This is a genomic window from Paracoccus sp. R86501 (assembly GCF_042466435.1).
Taxonomy (GTDB): domain Bacteria; phylum Pseudomonadota; class Alphaproteobacteria; order Rhodobacterales; family Rhodobacteraceae; genus Paracoccus.
The window spans coordinates 735,675-754,916 of the sequence record NZ_JAXHPZ010000001.1 but is presented as its reverse complement, the minus strand read 5'-3'; the positions used below and the strand labels follow the sequence as shown (position 1 = coordinate 754,916).

20 protein-coding genes are annotated in these 19,242 nt (G+C 65.4%); 7 read left to right on the top strand and 13 right to left on the bottom strand.

The genetic code is table 11. The annotated features are described in order from the left end of the window. Positions 1–77 precede the first annotated feature (77 nt). Positions 78–923, top strand: coding sequence for a helix-turn-helix domain-containing protein (locus tag SJY40_RS03760; RefSeq protein WP_378942916.1), 846 nt, complete (start codon positions 78–80; stop codon positions 921–923). Here SJY40_RS03760 and SJY40_RS03755 read toward each other — a convergent pair. The 8 genes from SJY40_RS03755 to pcaD are packed head-to-tail and all read right to left on the bottom strand — an operon-like array spanning position 912 to position 6,914. Next, a complete protein-coding gene (locus tag SJY40_RS03755; protein WP_378942914.1) occupies positions 912–2,237 on the bottom strand; it encodes a lyase family protein in 1,326 nt (441 codons plus the stop codon). The genes SJY40_RS03760 and SJY40_RS03755 overlap by 12 nt on opposite strands. Beyond that, positions 2,234–2,875, bottom strand: coding sequence for a 3-oxoacid CoA-transferase subunit B (locus SJY40_RS03750; RefSeq protein WP_378942911.1), 642 nt, complete (start codon positions 2,873–2,875; stop codon positions 2,234–2,236). The genes SJY40_RS03755 and SJY40_RS03750 overlap by 4 nt, the downstream gene beginning before the upstream one ends. Beyond that, positions 2,875–3,579, bottom strand: coding sequence for a CoA transferase subunit A (locus tag SJY40_RS03745; protein WP_378942909.1), 705 nt, complete (start codon positions 3,577–3,579; stop codon positions 2,875–2,877). The genes SJY40_RS03750 and SJY40_RS03745 overlap by 1 nt, the downstream gene beginning before the upstream one ends. Then, the gene (locus SJY40_RS03740) at positions 3,576–4,421 is read right to left on the bottom strand and encodes a 3-keto-5-aminohexanoate cleavage protein (protein WP_378942906.1); all 846 of its coding nucleotides are present in this window, start codon (positions 4,419–4,421) and stop codon (positions 3,576–3,578) included. Before SJY40_RS03740 ends, SJY40_RS03745 begins: the two co-directional genes overlap by 4 nt. Next, positions 4,414–5,025 (bottom strand): protocatechuate 3,4-dioxygenase subunit alpha, encoded by a 612-nt coding sequence (gene pcaG, locus SJY40_RS03735; protein WP_378942904.1) that lies wholly within the window; start codon positions 5,023–5,025, stop codon positions 4,414–4,416. The genes SJY40_RS03740 and pcaG overlap by 8 nt, the downstream gene beginning before the upstream one ends. A gap of 1 nt (position 5,026) precedes the next feature. Then, positions 5,027–5,746 carry a protocatechuate 3,4-dioxygenase subunit beta gene (pcaH, locus tag SJY40_RS03730; RefSeq protein ID WP_378942902.1) on the bottom strand — a complete coding sequence of 240 codons (720 nt, stop codon included), beginning with the start codon at positions 5,744–5,746 and terminating at the stop codon, positions 5,027–5,029. Then, complete coding sequence (gene pcaC / locus SJY40_RS03725) at positions 5,743–6,135, bottom strand: 4-carboxymuconolactone decarboxylase (protein ID WP_378942900.1); 393 nt, start codon at positions 6,133–6,135, stop codon at positions 5,743–5,745. Before pcaC ends, pcaH begins: the two co-directional genes overlap by 4 nt. Then, positions 6,132–6,914, bottom strand: a complete 783-nt coding sequence (gene pcaD, locus SJY40_RS03720; RefSeq protein WP_378942897.1) for a 3-oxoadipate enol-lactonase — start codon at positions 6,912–6,914, stop codon at positions 6,132–6,134. The genes pcaC and pcaD overlap by 4 nt, the downstream gene beginning before the upstream one ends. A gap of 77 nt (positions 6,915–6,991) precedes the next feature. Here pcaD and SJY40_RS03715 point away from each other — a divergent pair, with 77 nt between their 5' ends. From SJY40_RS03715 to SJY40_RS03700, 4 genes are all read left to right on the top strand, one after another. Beyond that, complete coding sequence (locus tag SJY40_RS03715) at positions 6,992–7,903, top strand: LysR substrate-binding domain-containing protein (protein ID WP_378942895.1); 912 nt, start codon at positions 6,992–6,994, stop codon at positions 7,901–7,903. A 164-nt stretch (positions 7,904–8,067) separates the two neighbouring features. Further along, entirely contained in the window at positions 8,068–9,225 is a 1,158-nt protein-coding gene (locus SJY40_RS03710; RefSeq protein ID WP_378942893.1) for an alpha/beta hydrolase family protein, read from the top strand. 99 nt (positions 9,226–9,324) lie between these two features. Next, complete coding sequence (locus tag SJY40_RS03705; RefSeq protein WP_378942891.1) at positions 9,325–10,305, top strand: fumarylacetoacetate hydrolase family protein; 981 nt, start codon at positions 9,325–9,327, stop codon at positions 10,303–10,305. A 3-nt stretch (positions 10,306–10,308) separates the two neighbouring features. After that, entirely contained in the window at positions 10,309–11,076 is a 768-nt protein-coding gene (locus SJY40_RS03700; RefSeq protein WP_378942889.1) for a cyclase family protein, read from the top strand. Between the two features lie 3 nt (positions 11,077–11,079). On the opposite strand, the gene SJY40_RS03695 is transcribed toward SJY40_RS03700, so the two are convergent. From SJY40_RS03695 to SJY40_RS03680, 4 genes are read right to left on the bottom strand one after another with little or no spacing between them, the layout of a single operon-like run. Beyond that, the gene (locus tag SJY40_RS03695; protein WP_378942886.1) at positions 11,080–12,210 is read right to left on the bottom strand and encodes a glycosyltransferase; all 1,131 of its coding nucleotides are present in this window, start codon (positions 12,208–12,210) and stop codon (positions 11,080–11,082) included. 2 nt (positions 12,211–12,212) lie between these two features. After that, positions 12,213–13,181, bottom strand: a complete 969-nt coding sequence (locus SJY40_RS03690; protein ID WP_378942884.1) for a glycosyltransferase family 2 protein — start codon at positions 13,179–13,181, stop codon at positions 12,213–12,215. Positions 13,182–13,185: 4 nt separating this feature from the next. Then, on the bottom strand, positions 13,186–14,325 hold the full coding sequence (locus SJY40_RS03685) for a glycosyltransferase (RefSeq protein WP_378942882.1): 1,140 nt from the start codon (positions 14,323–14,325) through the stop codon (positions 13,186–13,188). After that, positions 14,318–16,360 carry an HAD-IIB family hydrolase gene (locus SJY40_RS03680; RefSeq protein WP_378942880.1) on the bottom strand — a complete coding sequence of 681 codons (2,043 nt, stop codon included), beginning with the start codon at positions 16,358–16,360 and terminating at the stop codon, positions 14,318–14,320. Before SJY40_RS03680 ends, SJY40_RS03685 begins: the two co-directional genes overlap by 8 nt. A gap of 193 nt (positions 16,361–16,553) precedes the next feature. On the opposite strand from SJY40_RS03680, the gene SJY40_RS03675 reads away from it, so the two are divergent. After that, the gene (locus SJY40_RS03675) at positions 16,554–17,345 is read left to right on the top strand and encodes a sulfotransferase family protein (RefSeq protein ID WP_378942877.1); all 792 of its coding nucleotides are present in this window, start codon (positions 16,554–16,556) and stop codon (positions 17,343–17,345) included. On the opposite strand, the gene SJY40_RS03670 is transcribed toward SJY40_RS03675, so the two are convergent. Then, entirely contained in the window at positions 17,318–18,103 is a 786-nt protein-coding gene (locus tag SJY40_RS03670) for an IclR family transcriptional regulator (RefSeq protein WP_378942875.1), read from the bottom strand. The genes SJY40_RS03675 and SJY40_RS03670 overlap by 28 nt on opposite strands. A 221-nt stretch (positions 18,104–18,324) precedes the next feature. Here SJY40_RS03670 and SJY40_RS03665 point away from each other — a divergent pair, with 221 nt between their 5' ends. Then, on the top strand, positions 18,325–19,242 hold the full coding sequence (locus SJY40_RS03665; protein ID WP_378942873.1) for an ABC transporter permease: 918 nt from the start codon (positions 18,325–18,327) through the stop codon (positions 19,240–19,242).

Below are 19,242 nucleotides of genomic sequence, written 5' to 3'. Positions count from 1 at the left end.
TCGTGTTGGCACCATGATGCGGCGGGAAGCCTGCATCCTGAATGGACGATGCGGGCAAATCATGGCACTATCGGGACATGACGACGCCCCCCATTCCCGCCTGGCAGCTGTATGGCGAAAGTTCGCCCTTTCCGGACGTCCTGCACATGGAACGCATCCGCGACCGGGCCGCAGGGCTGGACTGGCGGATCGCGCCGCATCGCCACGCGCATCTGGCGCAGATATTCCTGCTGACCAGAGGTCATGCCGTCATCGGGCTGGACGGTCATGTCAACCAACCGCCTCTGCCGCTGATGCTGTTCATTCCGCCGAACCTGATCCACGGCTTTACCTTCGCCGCCGGAACCGAGGGTTGGGTTCTGACCCTGCCCGTCGAAAGCCATCCCCAGCTGTTCGCGCAAGGCGCCGAAATCGCGCCTATGACGACGGCCCCGGTACTGGGCACCCCCGCCGCTGCCGCGCTGGACCTTGTAACGTCGCTGCACGCAGCATGGCAGGGGAACGCGCCGCTGCGCCGTACCAATCTGCAAGGGATGTTGACCCAGCTGATCTGCACGCTGCTGCAGGATCACGCCGTCAACAGCGCATCGGTCCCGCCCGCGCAGACACGGCTGCTGCGCTTCTCCGAACTGATCGCCAACCACCATGCCCAGCATTGGAGCCTTGACCGATATGCCGCGGAAATGGGGATGTCACCGCGCAATCTGGGGCGGCTATGTCGTGCGCAGGCCGGAATGTCGGCACATGGGATGATCGAGAGCCACCTGATGCGCGAGGCGACCCGCCTGCTGGCCTACACAAGGATGACGGCGCAGGCGATCGCCTATCAGCTGGGGTATCAGGACCCCAGCTATTTCAACCGCCGCTTTCGCAAGGTGATGGGCCTGTCGCCCGGCGCCTATCGCCAGCGGCTAGAGGGATGAAACCGCCTGCGCGAAATCGCGCGCCTCGGACGGGGCAAGGCCAAGGCCCCGCGCGGCCAGCAGGTGCGGCCAGTCGTGGCCCGGCCATTCGTGCTGCGCCAGATCGGTCAGCTGGATGTCGTCGCGCGTGGCGGTCTGGCACATCTGCTTGACCTTGGCCGCGGCCTCGACCCGATCAATGCCGATCACCTGCACCAGCGCAAAGCTGAGCGCCTCGGCATGGATGACGCCGTTGCCGGTTTGCAGATCGGCCTGCATGGCCTGCGCATCGGGCTGCAGGCGCGACAGCAGATCCTCCGCCAGCGACAGCATCCGCCCCGTGCTGATGCACAGCTGCGGTAGGGTCAGCCATTCGGTGAACCAAGCGGCCCCGTCGCGCTGTTGTCGGTGCAGCCCCGCGCCGGTCATGGTGGACGACAACCCCAGCACCTGCCGTGACAATGCCGCCAGCGCCGCCGCCGCCACCGGGTTCTGTTTCTGCGGCATGGTCGAGGACCCGCCGCCCCCGCTGATTGCCACCAACCCCAGACCCGATTGGGTCATTAACAGCAGGTCTTCGGCCATCTTGCCAAGACTGGCGGCCAGCGATGCCATCCAGCCCGCAAGCGTGGCCATGCCGCTGCGATCACTGTGCCACGCATGCCCCGGATCACCCAGATCCAATGCCCGCGCCAGTCCGGCCCTGATCTGTGCACCCTGATCACCCATGGCCGAGAGAGTGCCCGCAGCCCCTGCCAGCGACACCCGCAACACGGCGGTGCGCAGGCGGTCCATGTCCCTCAGGGCTTCGATCAACGGCCAGCCCCAGCCTGCGACCACCGCGCCAAAGCTGGTCGGCGTCGCCAGCTGACCATAGGTACGCGCGCCCATCTGCAAATCGGCGTGCTCGGCGGCCATCTGCCCAAGGCGGGCCAGCACCTCGGTCAGACGATCTTCCCACAGGTCCAGCATGGGGCACAGACGCAGGGCCAGCCCCGTGTCCATGATGTCCTGACTGGTCGCGCCCCAATGCAGATATTGCGCGTGATCCGCCGGAATCTGCGCGCGCATGGCCTGCACCAGCGCCGGAACCGGCACGCCGTTTCGGGCCGTGGCCGTGGCAAGCGTGGCAGGGTCGATCTGCATGTCGGTGCAGGCGGCGACAATTGCCGCCGCCGAGGCAGCGGGGATCAGCCCCGCCTGCCCCTGCACTTGCGCAAGCGCGCCTTCGGTCCGGATCATCGCCGACAGCTCGGCCTTGGCGGTGAATTGCGCGGCGGTGGCATCATCCCCGAACAGTTCGGAATAAAGCGGGCTGTCGGCGGGTCCGGTCATGCGACGATCTTCGCCTGTGTTGCAGCGCGCAGGTCGTCTTCGGAGACGCCATCGGCCAGTTCGACGATCTTCAACCCACCCGGGACCACGTCCAAGACGCCGAGGTTGGTGATGATCCGGTCGACGACGCCCTTGCCGGTCAGCGGCAGTGTGCATTCGTGCAGGATCTTGCTGTCGCCGGCCTTGTTGGTGTGGTCCATGACCACGATCACGCGACCCACGCCCGCGACCAGATCCATCGCTCCGCCCATGCCCTTGATCAGCTTGCCGGGGATCATCCAGTTGGCCAGATCGCCGTTTTCGGCAACCTCCATCGCGCCAAGGATGGCGGCGGCGATCTTGCCGCCACGGATCATGCCGAAGCTGGTCGCGCTGTCGAAATAGCTGGTGCGGTCCAGTTCGGTGATGGTCTGCTTGCCGGCGTTGATCAGATCGGGGTCCTCTTCGCCCTCGTACGGGAAGGGGCCCATGCCCAGCATGCCGTTTTCAGACTGCAGGGTGATGTCCTTGTCGCCCACGTAATTGGCCACCAGCGTCGGGATGCCGATGCCGAGGTTGACGTACCAGCCGTCCTCCAGCTCCTCGGCCGCGCGGGCGGCCATCCGGTTGCGGTCCCAGCCTTTGGGTGCCTCGGCCATTACGCGACCTCCTTCTTGCGGGTGGTGCGCTGCTCGATGCGCTTTTCATGGCTGCCCTGCACGATGCGGTGGACATAGATGCCCGGCAGGTGGATCTGGTCGGGGTCCAGGCTGCCGCGCGGGACGATCTCCTCGACCTCGGCGACGCAGATCTTGCCGCACATGGCGGCGGGCGGGTTGAAGTTGCGGGCGGTCTTGCGGAAGATCAGGTTGCCGGTGTCATCGGCCTTCCATGCCTTCACGATCGACAGGTCGGCGACGATGCCGCGTTCCAGGATGTAGTCCTGACCGTCGAAGGTCTTTACCTCCTTGCCCTCGGCAATCATCGTGCCGACGCCGGTCTTGGTATAGAAGCCTGCGATGCCGCTGCCGCCCGCGCGCATGCGTTCGGCCAGCGTGCCTTGGGGGTTGAACTCCAGTTCCAGCTCCTTCGACAGATACTGGCGCATGAATTCGGCGTTTTCACCGACATAGCTGCTGATCATCTTGCGGATCTGGCGGGTCTGCAACAGGATCCCCAGCCCGAATTCGTCGATGCCGCAGTTGTTGCTGGCGATAGTCAGATCCTTCGTCCCCGCATCGCGGATCGCCGCGATCAGCAGTTCCGGAATGCCGCAGAGCCCAAAGCCCCCCGCCGCGATGAACATCCCGTCATGCAAGACACCCTCAAGCGCCTCGGACGCCGTCCCGTAAACCTTCTTCATGCAGACACCTTCGCTTTCAGACCCAGAATGTCGCGCGCCTGCTGCCAGGTCGCGACGGGGCGTTCGTATTTCTCGCACAGTTCGACCGCGCGCCGCACCAATGCCGCATTCGACGGTGCCAGCGTGTTGCGGTCAATGCGGACGTTGTCTTCCAGACCCGTGCGGGCATGACCGCCCGATGAAATCGCCCATTCGTTCAGCACGATCTGGTTCGGGCCGATGCCTGCCGCGCACCAAGGCACGTCCTGACCGAACAGCCGCTTGACGGTATGGATGTAGTAATCGAACACATCGCGATCGACCGGCATGGCATTCTTGACGCCCATCACGAACTGCACATAGGGGCGGTTCGGCAGACGGCCGTCCTTATGCATGATCGCGGCCTGCAGGACGTGGGACAGATCGAAGGCCTCGATCTCGGGCATCACGTCATGGGCAACCATCTCGGCGGCCAGCCAATCGACCAGCTCGGGGCTGTTCTCATAGACGCGGTTGGGGAAGTTGTTCGACCCCACCGCAAGGGATGCCATGTCCGGCGACAGTCGCAGCATGCCCCCGCGGTCGCGCCCTGCCCCCGACCGGCCGCCGGTGGACAGCTGCACGATCATGCCGGGGCAATGTTTCCGCAGCCCCTCCAGCAGCTGGGCAAAGCGTTCGGGGTCGCTGGTGGGTTTGCCCGCGTCGTCGCGCACATGGCAATGGGCGATGGCGGCACCGGCCTCGAAGGCCTCATGCGTGGATTCGATCTGTTCCGCGATGGTGATCGGAACGGCGGGATTGTTGTCCTTGCCGGGCAAGGACCCGGTGATGGCCACGCAAATAATGCAAGCATTGTCAGACATCTAGAAACACCGTTTCGTTGTCGCCCTGCAGGCGAATGTCAAAGCGATAGACACCGTCGGCGGTCTTTTCCGCGATCAGCGTCCGGCGGCGATGGTCCTGTTCGATCAGGTTCAGGATCGGGTCGGCCGAGTTGTCCTCATCCCCGAAATAGAGCCGCGTGTTCAGGCCCAGGTTGATCCCCCGCGCGACCAGCCACAGGTTCAGGTGCGGCGCGGCGACACCCCTGCCCTTCATCGGCACCGGACCCGGCTTGATCGTCTCGATGGCGAAATCACCACTGTCGAAATCGGGGATCACGCGCCCGAAACCGCGAAAACCTGGCGCGGCATCGGCGTGGCGCGCATCATCGGGGTGGGGATAGATGCCATTGGCGTCGGCCTGCCAGATCTCGATCATCACATCCTTGACCACGGCACCCATACCGTCGATCACCCGACCCTCGATCCGGATGCGCGTGCCGGGGGTGTCCTCGGGGGCGATCTGCGTGCCCAATTCGCGGCGATAGATGTCGAAACCGGCGGCGGCGGGCGCCAGACCGATATGGACGTAAGGGCCAGCCGTCTGCGAGGGCGTTTCCTTCAGGTATTGCAAGGGTTGCGGCATCTCAGTTCCCCTCGGGCCGGTTTTCGAACAGGGTCGAGCGGCGTCCCCGCAGCACGATGTCGAACTTGTAGGCCAGATGATCCAAGGGCGCGGCGGCGTTCAGATCCAGGGGCGCGATCAGGTTGTCGATGGCCTTGGGATCGGGGATGGATTTCACGATGGGGCAATGCGTGATCAGCGGGTCGCCCTCGAAATACATCTGGGTGATCAGGCGCTGCGCGAAGGACGTCCCGAAGACCGAGACATGGATATGCGCGGGCCGCCAGTTGTTGACCCAGTTGCGCCACGGATAGGCGCCCGGCTTGATCGTCAGGAAGTGATAGCGCCCCTGATCGTCGGTCAGCGTGCGCCCGCAGCCGCCGAAATTCGGATCGATCGGCGCCAGATAGTGGTCCTTCTTGTGACGATAACGCCCGCCCGCATTGGCCTGCCATATCTCGACCAGGGTGTTGGGGACCGGACGCGCGTCCTCGTCCAGCACGCGGCCATGGACCAGGATGCGTTCACCGATGGCGTCGCCGGTCTGGGCGTAATTCATGATCAGATTGTTGTCGATGGCGTCGATATCGCCATGCCCGAAGGTCGGGCCGGTCAATTCGCAAACCCCGCTCTGCAACGACAGCTGCGCCAGCTTGGGCGACCGCGCGACCGAGGTTTTGTAGTCCGGCGTCAGCGCGGGGGGATGCCACCAGCGGTCGCGTTGATAAAGCTCGGTCGTCATCCGGCGTCCTCCTGTGCGGCATCATGCTGGGCGAAAATCTCTTTGGCCAGTTTGATCGCGTGATTGGCGCGCGGGACGCCCGCATAGATGGCGACATGCATCAGCGCCTCGATCACGTCGTCACGGCTGGCACCGGTGTTGGGGATCGACCGCAGGTGCAGCGCCAGTTCGCCGTCATTGCCCAGACCCGCCAGCAGCGCGATAGTCATCATCGACCGTTCGCGCAGGGTGATCGTATCGCGCGCCCAGACATGGCCCCATGCGGCATCGGCGATCAGCGATTGGAAGGGTTCGTCGAAAGCGGTCTTCTGCGCCTCGGCGCGGGCGACATGGTCGCTGCCCAACACGCGGCGGCGGATCGCCATTCCCTTGTCTCTCAGTTCGGTCATCGGGCGTGCCTTTCCAGAAAAGGTGCAATGATCGCGGCATGGGCGACGGGGGTTTCCACGCAGGGCAGATGTCCCGCGCCCGGTATGATGTCGAAGCTGGCGCCCTTGATCAGCGCGGCGGTCGCCTGCACCAGATCGGGGGGCGAGGCGCCATCCTCGGACCCGGCAATGACGGCGGTGGGCAGGTCCAGCGCGGCGGTTGCCTGCGTCTGATCGGCGCCCGCCAACGCATGGCAGGCCGCGACATAGCCCTCGGCCGAGGTGCGGGCCAGCATGTTGCGCCACAGCGCCAAATCGGACGTGGCCCGGAAGTCGGGGCCGAACCAGCGCTGCATGACGCCATCGGCCATCGCGGGCAGGCCGTCGCGGCGCACGGCGGCGATGCGATCCTGCCACCCTTGGGCAGTACCCAGCCTGGCGGCGGTGTTCGACAGCACCAGCCCGCGGATCAGATCGGGGTGCTGGCTGGCCACGGCCTGGCCGATCAGACCGCCGATGGACAGGCCCACGAAGACCACCGGCCCTTGGGCGACATGGCGGATCAGCGCCACGGCGTCATCGACATGGTCCTGCAGGCTGTCGGCCTGCCCCAGATCGGACAGCCCGTGCCCCTGCTTGTCGTACCGCAGATAGCGCAGCCCCTGCGGCAGCAGCGGCAAAAGCGCATCCCACAGCCGCAGATCGGTCCCAAGCGAATTGGCGAAGACCACCACCGGCGCGGCATCCGGGCCGTCAACACGATAGTGCAGCGCACCATGGGCACGGTTCAAGACTTGCATAAGGGCTCCTCCTGTCCATAACGTAACATGACGGAAAACCGACAGATAATGCCAAATAGACCTTGGTTCATGCCCATATGATTATGCATCCCGCCATCAAGCTGCGCCACATCCGCGCCTTTCTGGACATCGCGGCCAGCGGCACTCTGACCGCCGTCGCCCGCGCGCAGGGCATCACCCAACCCGCCCTGTCACGAACCTTGGCCGAGTTGGAGGACCTGCTGGGCGCCAGCCTGTTCCTGCGCGAAAAGCGGCGGTTGATCCTGACCGACAAGGGTGTGCTGTTCCGCCAACATGCTGCCGCAGCCCTGCAGATGCTGCAGGCGGGGGCCGAGGCGCTGCACCCCCTTGGGCATGGCGGGCAACTGCGGGTGGGCGTGCTGCCGACGGCGGCGACGCGCCTGTTCCCGCGCGTGGCGCTGCGCTTTCGGCAAGCGGCCCCCAAGGTCACACTGGCGGTCGAGACGGGGCCGCATTCCCATCTGGTCCGTCTTCTGCGCGACGGGGGCATCGATCTGATGATCGGACGCATGCCTGCGGCGAACGACATGGCGGGGCTGCGGTTCGAACATCTGTATGAAGACCAGATCGCGTTGGTATCGGCGGCCGCACATCCGATGCTGGGCCAGCCGGTGGCGCAGGCGCTGGCCGGCTGCCCGCTGATCCTGCCGCCTGCGGATGCGCTGATCCGGCGGGCGGTCGATGAATACCTGCTGGCACGCAACCTGACATCGCTGCAACCGGCCTTTGAAACGGCGGCCCTTGCTGTCGGGCGTGGCATTCTGGCGGGATCGGATGCGCTGTGGTTCATTTCCCGCGGCGTCGTCGAAGAGGAACTGGACCGGGGCGAACTGGTGCAATGGCAGACCGGCGCGGGCTTTCTGTCGGGTGCAGTGGGCATGACCCGCAGGCAGGCGGGTCCGATCCAGCCCTCGCTGGAGCTGTTGGCACGGCTGACAAATGACATCGTCGCGGGCGAAACCAGCTGACGTATCCCTTGAATGGATACATGACATTATGAAATTCAATTTCATTAATGGATCAGCCCCCGCTATCCCTTGTCCTCAATGGGGGAGGAGGGTCTTGAAATCCGGGCACATCGCTGGCCCGTTGGACCGTCATCCCTTGCAAACACCAAGGATGAGGTCCGCCAATGTTCAAATATTTCCCCACCAACTATCCTTGGAACCTGTCGGTCTGTCTTGCCATCGAGATGGGCGCCCGCATGGGCGAGATCGAAGAGATGTGCGCCCCCCTGATCGAGGCCTCGAAGGCCCCCGATGCGGAAGGCGTGGCCGCCTTCCGCAAGACCTGGGAACATGGCGCCGACAAGCTGATCGCCCTGGCCGAGGAGGACGAGGCCCGTGGCCGCATGATCTCGGCTGGCGACAAGCTGGGCCGCGCCGCGACCTATCTGCTGACCGCCGAACGCCTGCAGGGCCATGACGCACCGGGCCGGATCGAGCTGTACAAACGCTTCCTGTCGATCTTCGCGCGCGGGCTGAAGCTGGCCAACGAAAGCTGCGTGCGGGTCGAGATCCCCTATGAGGGCAAGCATCTGTCCGCCCTCTACGTCCCCGCCGAAAACGTGGACGGCCCGGCGCCGATCCTTGTGCAGGTCAACGGTTTGGACAGCACCAAGGAAATGAAATACCGCGTCGGCCTGCCCCGCTGGCTGGCGCAGCGCGGCGTGGCATCGCTGGTCGTCGACCAGCCCGGCACGGGCGAGGCGCTGCGCCTGCACGGCATGCACGCCCGCTATGACAGCGAACATTGGGCGGCCCGCATCGTCGACTATCTGGAAACCCGCGACGACATCGATGCCGCGCGCATCGGAATGGAGGGCGTGTCGCTTGGCGGCTATTACTGCCCGCGTGCCGTCGCCTTCGAACCGCGCTTTGCCTGCGGCGTCGTCTGGGGTGCCAACCATGACTGGCGCGATGTGCAGAAGCGTCGCCTGGAAAAGGAAGGCAGCTTCCCGGTCCCCCACTATTGGAACCACGTCCAGTGGGTCTGGGGCGCCAAGGACATGGATGACTTCATGGAGATCGCGGAAAACGTCCATCTGGACGGCATCCTTGATCGCATCACCGTGCCCTTCCTTGTCACCCATGGTGAAAAGGACAGCCAGATCCCGCTGAAATGGGCGCATCGCACCTATGAGCAGCTGGTCAATTCGCCGATGCGCGAACTGAAGGTCTTTGATGAAAAGACCGGTGGGGTGCAGCACTCCAGCTTCGACAACTCGGCCAATGCCGGGGCCTATATCTGCGATTGGGTCGCCGAAGTGCTGAACGGCCGCGTGTCCTGAAGGTTGCCCCGCCCCGCGCGTGGGGCGGGGATTTGAACGACCGGCGGGGGCATCAGTGCCCCCGCCGCTGACCGTCCCTGACGGAGAGGAGGACCCCCCGTGAAACTTGCAAGCATCCGCAATGGCCGCCCCGATGGTGCGCTGGCCGTCGTGTCGCGCGACCTTGGCCGCGCCGTCATGGCCACCGACATCGCCCCCGACATGATCACCGCCGTCGAGACATGGGAGCAGGTGCAGCCCGCTCTGTCGCGCCTGTCCGACGACCTGAACGCAGGTCGGGCATCGGGCAGCTTTGCCTTCGACCCGGCGCAGGCGATGGCCCCCCTGCCCCGCGCGCGCCAGTTCCTTGACGCCTCGGCCTTCCTGAACCACGGGCGGTTGATGGATACCGCCTTCGGGATGGACGGTAATCCGGATCTGGAAACCATTCCGATGGTCTATCAGGGCCTCAGCGATGATTTCCGCGGCCCGACGGAACAGATCGAATTTCCGGACACCACCCTCGGGATCGATTTCGAGGGTGAGTTCGGCGTCATTCTGGGCCGCGTCCCCATGGGTGCCACGCCCGATCAGGCCGCAGGCGCGATCCGGCTGCTGGTCCAGCTGAACGATTGGAGCCTGCGCGCCCTTGCCGCCCGCGAAATGCGCGTGGGTTTCGGGTGGGTGCAGGCCAAGCCGACCTGTTCCTTCGCGCCGGTGGCCATCACCCCCGACGAATTGGGCACGGCCTGGCAGGACAGCACCATCCATTGCGACCTGAATATCTGGCGCGGCGATGACCACCTCGGCCATGCGAACGGTCGCGAAATGCATTTTTCCTTCACCGATCTGGCCGCCTGGTGCGCCCGCACGCGCACCATCCATCCGGGTGCCATCCTCGGGTCCGGCACCGTCGCCAGCACCGATCGCAGCCGTGGCAGCAGCTGCCTGTCCGAGGTTCGCGCGCTCGAGATCATTGCCGAGGGCAAGCCCCGCACCGAGTTCCTTTCCTTCGGGGAACGCATCCGGATGGAGGCGCGTCTTCCGGACGGTCAGCCCCCCTTCGGCACCATCGATTCCATCGTCGCTCAGCAGGGATAAGACATGAAGATCACCGACCTTTCCGTCGCCATCGAAAACGACATCCCCGCCGATCCGCCGGGCCTGGGCCCCAGCATCGACTACAGCCACCATCAGACCGGCGCGTCCGAGATGGTGGATTTCTTCCCCGGCCTTTGCGTCGATGACCTGCCCGGCAAGGAGGGCTGGGCGGCCGAGCGCCTGTCCGTGACCACCCACAATGGCACCCATCTGGACGCGCCTTGGCATTTCGCCTCGACCATGGATGGCGGCAAGCCTGCATGGACCATCGACGAGGTGCCGCTGGATTGGTGCATCCGTCCCGGCGTCAAGCTGGACCTGCGTCATCTGGCTGATGGCTATGTCGCCACTGCCGCCGATCTGCAGGCCGAACTGGCACGCATCGGATACGACCTGCAGCCCTTCGATATCGTCGTGATCAATACCGCCGCTGGGGCCGCCTATGGTCAGCGCGACTATCTTGGCAAAGGTTGCGGCATCGGGCGCGAGGCGACGCATTGGCTGATGTCCAAGGGCGTGCGCATCGCCGGCACCGACGCTTGGAGCTGGGACGCCCCCTTCCCGGTGACCGCCAAGCGCTATGCCGAAAGCGGCGATGCCGGTCTGATCTGGGAGGGGCACAAGGCGGCGCGGGACGGCATCTTCATGCATATGGAAAAGCTGACCAATCTGGACCAGCTGCCCGATACCGGCTTCACCATGCACTGCCTGCCGGTCAAGGTCGCGCGTGCCTCGGCCGGATGGTGCCGCGCGGTGGCCATTCAGGACTGAACCTCAGCCTGCGCGGGCGATGGTCACCTGGGCGGGCGGCAGTTCGATGGCGGCGAAATCGGCGGGCGAGGCCGGGGCATTGCGATTGGCGATGGCCAGCCGATAGAGCGCCTCGTAGTTGTCCAGCATCGCATCCATGCCGAACAGTCGCGCTGCGCGTTCCCGTACGTCCGCGCGCGGAACCTGCGTCGCCCGCAGCAGCGCCGCGTCCAGATCATGCCCGTCCGGCGCGGCATAGCTGCCCGAGGGGCCGATGACCTCGGCCACGGCTCCCATGCGGATGGCAGCCACGGGGGTTCCGCAGGCCATCGCCTCCAGTGCGGTCAGGCCGAAGGGTTCGTTCCATTGCGGTGTGAACAGCATGACCGAGGCGCGGCCATATTCCGCCGCCAGTTCACCCCCCGACAAATGGCCACCGAAGCGGATGTCCGTGCTCAGTTCGGGCCTGATCCGCGCATCGAAATAAGCCTGATCCTCGATACTGCCGAAGATCACCAGCGGCACGTCTGCGCGACGTGCCGCCTGTATGGCCAGATGTGTGCCCTTGTTCGGCGTGATGCGCCCCGCCCAGATGGCATGCCCCTGCCCCTGCGGCACAAAGGGCCATGCCCCCATGTCGATGCCGTTCGGCACCACATGGCATGAGGCAGGCGCGCCGTCGGGCCAATATTCCGCCAGATGGGTCTGCGAACAGGCCGTCACCTGATGCCAGGGCGCGACACTGTCCCGCATGGCCCGCAGCAGCGCGTCGAAGGGTGGGACATGCAGCGAGGTCACCATCGGCATCCGGTCACGGCGCGACAAGCGCGGCGGAAAACGGTGCAGCCCGTTGTTGTGGACCACGTCGAACCCCTGCGACGCGATCCACTGCAGCGCCCTGTCGTGGCTGTCGTCCAGATAGGCGTTCAGGCGGTCGGTCCCGTGAAAGCGGTGCCACGGCAGATCGGCGTCATAATGGCGGGTCATCAGCGGATGCAGCGCCGTCCCGACGCGGCTGTCGCCCGCCGCGATCACCGTCACATCATGCCCGCGCGCCTGCAGACCATGGGCCAGATGCCAGGCATGCGCCTCCATCCCGCCCATGAAAGGGGCGGCGATGGGGTGGCGGGGATGGGCCAGCAGGGCGATCTTCATGGTCACTCGGCGGCGGGCAGCAGCATCGCGGCCTCGGCGTCGCGGACGCTGCGGGCGCGTTCGGCCGTCCAGTCGCCACAGGCCTGCAAGTGGTCGATGACCCGCCGCGTGTTGGCATAGGGCATATGCGAATGCTGCGCGCACAGATCGTAATCGGCTTGATCCGGTTGGCGCAGCACCACCAGCCCCTCAGGGTCGTTGCGGATCAGCCCCATCAGCTGGAAGGCATAGAGCCAATGCTCCATCGTGCGATGCCCCCACTTCCGGGCGAAAAGATCGGCATTGCGCATCACCGATTCCATATGGTGCACCGGTGGCATGCAATGCGGGTGATACTGGTGGAAGACGCGCCCGCCCGCGATCCACCAGATCGGGGTGCCGACCTCGGACAGGGCGCGACCGAAGTCGGTATCCTCACCGCCATAGCCGGTGAAGCCTTCGTCAAAGCGGGGGCCGTTCTGCCAGCAACCACGGTGCATAGCGAAGTTCAGCGACCAGAAGCAGCGATAGTCGGCGCAGGGCGCGATCCCCTTGGCGGGCGGCCCCTGCCGGTCCGAATGCTTGACCGAGATCTGCGCGAATTGGTCGAAATCCAGACCGCCCTCGGTCGCGCCTGCGGGCAGATATTGCACCTCTCCCATGAACAGGCCGGTGCGGCCTTCCATCCGGTTGACGTAAGTGCTGACGAAATCCGGTGCGGGTATGCAATCGACATCGACGAACAGCAGGACCGCCCCCCGCGCGGCATCGGCCACTGCATTGCGTGCCGCAGCCATGCAAAGGTCGGGGCCGGTCATCAGGATCTGGCGGATGGGGAAATCGGTCTGCGGCAGGTCGGTGTATTCGTCGTCCTGCATCACGCCGATGATCAATTCGTCGATCTTGTGATCCTGGCCTGCAAAGCCGCGGATGACATTTTTCAGATGCTGGTCGCGCCCACCGGCGATGGTTAATGCGGATACGGTCGTCATGGGTTCATCCTGTCGTTTCAAGGGTCAGGGCCGTGCCCCACAAGTCTTTGGAAAGACGCTCCAGCCAATCTGCCGTCCCCTGCGCGGGGTCGGGTGCCAGCAGGGCAGCCTGCGCTGTGCAATCATGGCCTTGCAGGGCGTTGGAGACTGCCGCGCGCCATGCATGCGCGCTGGAGGGCAGATGCGGCAGATGCAGCGCCGCGCCCGCCCCAGCCAAGGCCTGCGCCTTGCAAAGCTGTTCATCGAAATAGCGCCATTCGGGCACGACGATCCAAGGCAGCCCCGCCCCCAGCACCTGCGCGCAGGTCGTGTTGCCGGTCGATGACACGACCAGATCGGCAGCGGCGACATGGGTGGCGACATCATCGACCCAGCCCTTGTGGCGCAGATTGGCGCCTTGGGTGGCATGCCAGTCGCCCTGCAGCTTGCCGATGGTGATCCACTGCCAATCGGGGAAGGCGCGGGCCGCCACGCCAAGCGGGGCGGCACCAAAGCCGGTGCCTCCGCCGCCCGACAGGACCAGCGCCATCTTCTGGTCGGGGTGCAGGCCCAGTGCCGCGCGGGCCGTCTGCCGGTCTGGTAGATCGCCCGACACGCCCAGACCCGCCGCGAAATGCATCTTATGCCGGAAGGGCGCCCAATCCTCCTGCGCCAGACCCTCCGAGAACGGCGCCAGGATCCCCGCCGCCCCGTCATAGGCCGCGCGGTGTCCCGGATCGCTGCGATCGCCATGCTGCAGGACCGCCACATGCGGGACCGAACAGATGCGCGACAGCTGCGCGATCTCGGCGCTGACATCGCAGATCATCAGGGCGGGGTCGTGGCTGGCGAACCATCCCGCGATCTGCCCCATTGCCTGACGGATGCCCGGCCAGCCGGTCGGTGCACAATGCAGCGTATCGGGGGTCTGCAACTGGTCCATGTCGCATTCGTCGCCCCGACGCTCGAACAGCGACGGGATCTGCTGGACGGTGACATTGGCGGGCATCGGCCCCAGCACCGAGGGTTGGGCGCAGAAGACCGTCACGGGCCTGCTGGCCGGCAGCGCATTCACGATGGCGGCGCAGCGTTCGGCGTGACCCCGCCCCTGATGATGAACGAAATAGCCGAAGGGGCGGTCGGGGGTGGCGGCGATGTCACGCATGATGCACCCCCGGTTTCGCCGTGGCGATCAGGCCAAGACGCGTCAGCCCGTCCAGCACACCGGCGGCATGGCGGTCGCGGCTGCGGAAGATGTCCAGCCCGGTGATGCCCGACAGCTCGGCATAGGCATTGGCGGGCAGGATCGAGGCGCCGCTGGCGATCAGCATGTCACGGTCATTGCCGCTGTCGCCCGCCGTCACGCAATCGGCCAAGCTCAGGCCAAGACGCTCGGCCTCGAACCGCAGGGCAGCGGCCTTGCCTGCGCGCACCGGCAGCACATCGATGAACCGCCCGTGCGAGGCAACGACATGTGCAGTCAACCCGGCATCAGCTAAGGCGCGCTTGACGATGGCTGCCGCTTCCGCATCGCCGAACAGGCTCAGCTTCCAGCGGCGCTGTTCGTAATGCGGTTGCCGCGCGATGCCCGTGGCGCGCAGGACCGACATCACGGCCGCGCGGTCCCAATCACCCGCAAGGTGGTCGGCATAGGCCCGGCACAGCGTCATCCCACCCTGTCCGTCGGGCCGCCAGATCTCGCTGCCGACCGAGGTGATGAAAAGATCGGGCTGCGGCAGATGCCATTCGCGCAGCACGCGCCGCGCCTCGGGGGCGGATCGGCCGGTGGCGACCGCGAACAGCAGCCCATCAGGGCGGGCGTCATGCCACAGGCCAAACTGCCGCGCCGCCGCGGCCGAGCCCGTCAGCGTCCCGTCGATATCGCTGGCAAGGATGCGCTGCACCGATGTCGGCGTCTGGTTCGCAACGGGGCGCAGACCGGCATAGACCTGCAGCGCCGCCGCCGCCCAACGTTCCCAGTTGAACGCCGCACGCGCCTTTTGACGAGCCTTTTGCGCCAGCCAGTCGCGGCGCGGGTGGTCCAGCATCTGCAAACAGGCGTCCGCAATGTCATCGGGGTCGGTCGGATCGATCAGCTTGCCTGCATCCAGTTGTTGCAGGATGTCGACCGGACCACCGTCGCGGGTGGCCACGACCGGCACGCCCGCCTGTGCGGCTTCGATCAGGGTCAGACCGAAGGGCTCGTGCAGCGCGGGGTTCACGAAGACACCACCCCGTTCGGCCAGCGCATAGAGCGAGCGTATCTGCGCCCCGTCGTGGCGGGCGGGCATGGCGACCTTGCCCCACAATCCGTGACGGTCCACGCAGTCGAACAGATCGCGGATGACGCCCGCCTGTTCCTCGGGGCCAGAGCTGATGCCATGGCGCAGACCGGCGATGATCACTAGGTTGGCACGGTCCTGCAGGGCGGGGCTGGCGGCATAGGCATCGACCAGCGCCCCAAGGTTCTTCTTGCGGACAGGCCGCGCGATGGCCAGCAGGATCGGCTTGTCGGCATCGCGCAGGAAGGGCGCGATCAGATCGCGTGCCGCAGCCGTGCCAAGGTCGCGGTCCAAGGACACGCCGGGGTTGATGCGATGGGTGCGCCCTTCGCTGTCGGCACCATAGGGCAGCAGCTGACGCTCGGCCTCGTCGCGCGACGATACGATGATCGCCCCTGCCCCGGCGACGGCCGCACGTTCCGCCGAGACACGGTCGCGCAGTTGCGGACAATCGGCGGCGCCGCTTTTCTGCAACGCCAACGAATGGGGGGTATAGGTCCAGGGAATGCCGAATTCGTCATGCGCCGCGCGGGCCAGAACGGCGGCATCGGCGAAATGGGCATGGATGACATCCGGCTTGTCGGTCATCTCGCGCAGCATGTCGCAAAACGCGCGCGACAGTTCGGGCAGATGGGCCTGCAATGCCTCTTTGCTGAGGTATCGCATGTCGCCGGTAACAAGCCGCCGGATGGTGCAGCGCGGCGCGACCGTCTGGACGGGCTGGGCGTGGATCGGGTCCAGCGCCGGGTCCTGAAAAGCGCGGGTGACGATCTGGACATCCCGGACGCCCAGATTGCGCGCCTGCGCCATGGCCGCGCCAAGGACATAGGCGATATGACCCCCGGTATCTTCGGTGATGCCATATTCGACTGGCGGAGCCTTCAGGCATCCACCCAAGGCGACATGAAGAATCCGCATGCGAGGCCCTCTCTGGCAGAACAACTGATGATTGAAAATGGGTCGTTGCGACCCTCTGCTGCCTGAACCCCCCCGGGGGGTGCATGGTTCACCGCGGTCTTGATGATAAAAGTTAACTGCTGCCCGCAGCCTTCGATCTTGCGCGCATCCGGGTCGTGGCTATCCATATGGCAGGAATGGCAAAGGACGCGGAATGGGACTGGATCACCGATATGTCTTCGTGGGCGGATTGCATCGGTCCGGCACATCGCTGCTGGCGCGGATGATCGCCGCGCACCCGCAGGTCGCCGCCATCCGGAACGCCCCCGTTCCCGAAAACGAGGGTTGTTACCTGCAAGGCGCCATCCCCCATACCGCCCGCCACGGCGCGCCGATGCATTTCGCCACCGACCCCGCCCAGCATCTGATCGAAGGCGGCCCCTTCGACCGACTGGAAACCCGCATCAGGCTGCAGGCCGATTGGGACCCGTGGTTCGACAGGGGGCGGCCTTGGCGGGTCGAAAAATCACCGGTGAACCTGACGCGGATGCGGCTTTACCAACAGCTGTTCCCGCTGTCGCAATTCGTGGTCCTCATCCGCCACCCGCAGGCCGTCGCGGCGGCGGTGGCGAAATGGCTGCCCGATCCGCCGCAAACGCTGATCGACCACTGGCTGGCGGCGCATGACCAGCTGCGCCGCGATCTGGCGTGGCTGCATGCCGCCGCCGTCATCCGCTACGAGGATCTGGTCGCCCGCCCCGCGCAGATGACCGAAGGCATCTTCCGCTTTCTGGACCTGCCGCCCGTGCCCCCCGATGGTGCGCTGCGAAACGGCAATGACGACTATCCAGACGCCCCGCCCATGACCGATGGTCAGGCGGCGCGGGCGGCGGAATGGGGCTATGGTCCGGACCTGCAGGTCATGCCCGCAACGCCGCATCTGACCCATCCCCTGCGCGCCGTGGCCGAGGCCGCCCGTCAGCCCTGGTCCGTACCGCGCAGCTGAGGTGCGATGCCCTCGGCGGCCTCGATCAGATGGGGCAGGATCTCGTTCTGCAGACGGTCTTCGCTGCAATTGCGGGTGGCGACGGAACATTGGATGGCGGCCACCGCGCGCCCGTTCGGGCCCTTGATCGGCGCGCTGATGCCCGTCTGGTTCAGGATCGACTGATCGCGGGTCATGGCATAACCGCGCGCGGCTGACAGGGCGATATCCTCGGCGATCAGGGCGCGGTCCATGCAGGTGCGCGGCGACATCTGCACCAAGCTCCAGCTGTCGATCAGGGGCGCGCGTTCGTCTTCGGGCATGGTCAACAGGATCGCCCGCCCGGCCGCCGAAGACAGTGCTGGCAGCCGCCGCCCCACCAGAGTCGAGGAAAACTGCCCCCGCCGCCCCGGCACCCGCCCGACATAAAGCACATGATCGCCTGAAATTTCAGCAAGGTTGGTCGTGGCGTCCAACTGGTGCGACAGCTCGATCAGTTTGGGCATGGCCAGCCGCACCAGCGGGTCGGACCAGAAATAGGCATAGGCCATCTCGAGCCAGGCATGCGACGGACGGAAACGCCGCGTATGCGGGTCCTTGTCCAGCATCCCTTCCAGATGCAGCGTATTGGTCAGCCGCTGGACGGCGCTTTTCTCCAGCCCCGTGCGCTGGACCAATTCGCCAAGCGACAGTTCGGTCGCGGTTTCATCGAAGCTGCGCAGGATCTTCAGCCCCTTGGCCAGCGACCCGACATAGAGCGTGTTCTGTTTCTCAGTCATCCCCGACCGTCCCTTCCGTGATCCCGTGCGGCAGAATTTTCTTGACGTTGCGGCATCGCATGACGAACCTGCAAGTCATAAAAAGATACTTAGTATCATATAATAATATAAATATCAGCTCACCTCAGGGAGATCGTGATGACCCAGGCAGGATCGGCACGGCCACATCAAGCACCCGCGTTCCAGATTAGCGGCGAAACCGCACGCCACAAGGCGGTCTCATGCTGAGGTTCATCGCCAAACGCGTGGGGCTGGCGTTGCTGGTGGCGCTGACCGTGTCATTCATCAGTTTCATCCTGCTGTACCTGTCGGGCGATCCGGCGACGGCATTGGCTGGCGAAGGAGCATCCGCCACCGATATTGAATCGATCCGCGCCCTTTACGGTTTCGACCGTCCGATGATGACGCAATATCTGTCGTGGTTGCTGAATGCGCTGTCGGGTGATTTCGGCGAAAGCTATTACTTCAAGCTGCCGGTCGCGACCTTGCTGGCGGACCGGCTGTCGGTGACGATGCTGCTGGGCGTTTGCGGGATCAGCTTTGCGCTGCTGACGGCGGTGCCGCTTGGAGTGATGGCGGCGATCCGGCCCAATTCGATCATCGACCGCGTGGCGCTGTTCCTGTCGGTGGCGGGACAGGCGATGCCGTCCTTCTGGTTCGGTCTGATCCTGATCGTGCTGTTTTCCATCAAGCTGCAATGGCTGCCCGCATCGGGCGCGGCGACATGGCGGCACTTCATCATGCCGACCGTGGTGCTGGGATACTATGCGATGCCCGCGATCATGCGCCTGACACGGGCCGGCATGCTGGACGTGCTGTCATCGGATTACATCCGCACCGCCCGCGCCAAGGGCGCATCCGAGGGGCGGGTCCTGTTCAAGCACGCCCTGCGCAATGCCATCATCCCGGTCGTCAGTCTGGCGGCCGTGCAGATGGGCTTCATGCTGGGCGGGTCGATCGTGGTGGAATCCATCTTCGCGCTGCATGGGGCGGGCTATCTGGCCTATGAAAGCATCGCCCGCAACGACCTGCCGACGGTGCAGGCGCTAATCCTGATCTTCTCGATGTTCTACATCTGCTTCACCTTTCTGGCGGACGTGCTGAACGCATGGCTTGACCCCCGCATGAGGAGCGCGTGA

Coding starts and splice junctions, on each gene's coding strand:
- SJY40_RS03715 (WP_378942895.1), top strand. CDS start 6,992: ATGATTATGCATCCCGCCATCAAGCTGCGCCACATCCGCGCCTTTCTG.
- SJY40_RS03670 (WP_378942875.1), bottom strand. CDS start 18,103: ATGACTGAGAAACAGAACACGCTCTATGTCGGGTCGCTGGCCAAGGGG.
- SJY40_RS03710 (WP_378942893.1), top strand. CDS start 8,068: ATGTTCAAATATTTCCCCACCAACTATCCTTGGAACCTGTCGGTCTGT.
- SJY40_RS03745 (WP_378942909.1), bottom strand. CDS start 3,579: ATGAAGAAGGTTTACGGGACGGCGTCCGAGGCGCTTGAGGGTGTCTTG.
- SJY40_RS03750 (WP_378942911.1), bottom strand. CDS start 2,875: ATGGCCGAGGCACCCAAAGGCTGGGACCGCAACCGGATGGCCGCCCGC.
- pcaC (WP_378942900.1), bottom strand. CDS start 6,135: ATGACCGAACTGAGAGACAAGGGAATGGCGATCCGCCGCCGCGTGTTG.
- SJY40_RS03665 (WP_378942873.1), top strand. CDS start 18,325: ATGCTGAGGTTCATCGCCAAACGCGTGGGGCTGGCGTTGCTGGTGGCG.
- SJY40_RS03685 (WP_378942882.1), bottom strand. CDS start 14,325: ATGCGTGACATCGCCGCCACCCCCGACCGCCCCTTCGGCTATTTCGTT.
- SJY40_RS03675 (WP_378942877.1), top strand. CDS start 16,554: ATGGGACTGGATCACCGATATGTCTTCGTGGGCGGATTGCATCGGTCC.
- SJY40_RS03700 (WP_378942889.1), top strand. CDS start 10,309: ATGAAGATCACCGACCTTTCCGTCGCCATCGAAAACGACATCCCCGCC.
- SJY40_RS03680 (WP_378942880.1), bottom strand. CDS start 16,360: ATGCGGATTCTTCATGTCGCCTTGGGTGGATGCCTGAAGGCTCCGCCA.
- SJY40_RS03695 (WP_378942886.1), bottom strand. CDS start 12,210: ATGAAGATCGCCCTGCTGGCCCATCCCCGCCACCCCATCGCCGCCCCT.
- SJY40_RS03690 (WP_378942884.1), bottom strand. CDS start 13,181: ATGACGACCGTATCCGCATTAACCATCGCCGGTGGGCGCGACCAGCAT.
- pcaH (WP_378942902.1), bottom strand. CDS start 5,746: ATGACGACCGAGCTTTATCAACGCGACCGCTGGTGGCATCCCCCCGCG.
- pcaD (WP_378942897.1), bottom strand. CDS start 6,914: ATGCAAGTCTTGAACCGTGCCCATGGTGCGCTGCACTATCGTGTTGAC.
- pcaG (WP_378942904.1), bottom strand. CDS start 5,025: ATGCCGCAACCCTTGCAATACCTGAAGGAAACGCCCTCGCAGACGGCT.
- SJY40_RS03740 (WP_378942906.1), bottom strand. CDS start 4,421: ATGTCTGACAATGCTTGCATTATTTGCGTGGCCATCACCGGGTCCTTG.
- SJY40_RS03755 (WP_378942914.1), bottom strand. CDS start 2,237: ATGACCGGACCCGCCGACAGCCCGCTTTATTCCGAACTGTTCGGGGAT.
- SJY40_RS03760 (WP_378942916.1), top strand. CDS start 78: ATGACGACGCCCCCCATTCCCGCCTGGCAGCTGTATGGCGAAAGTTCG.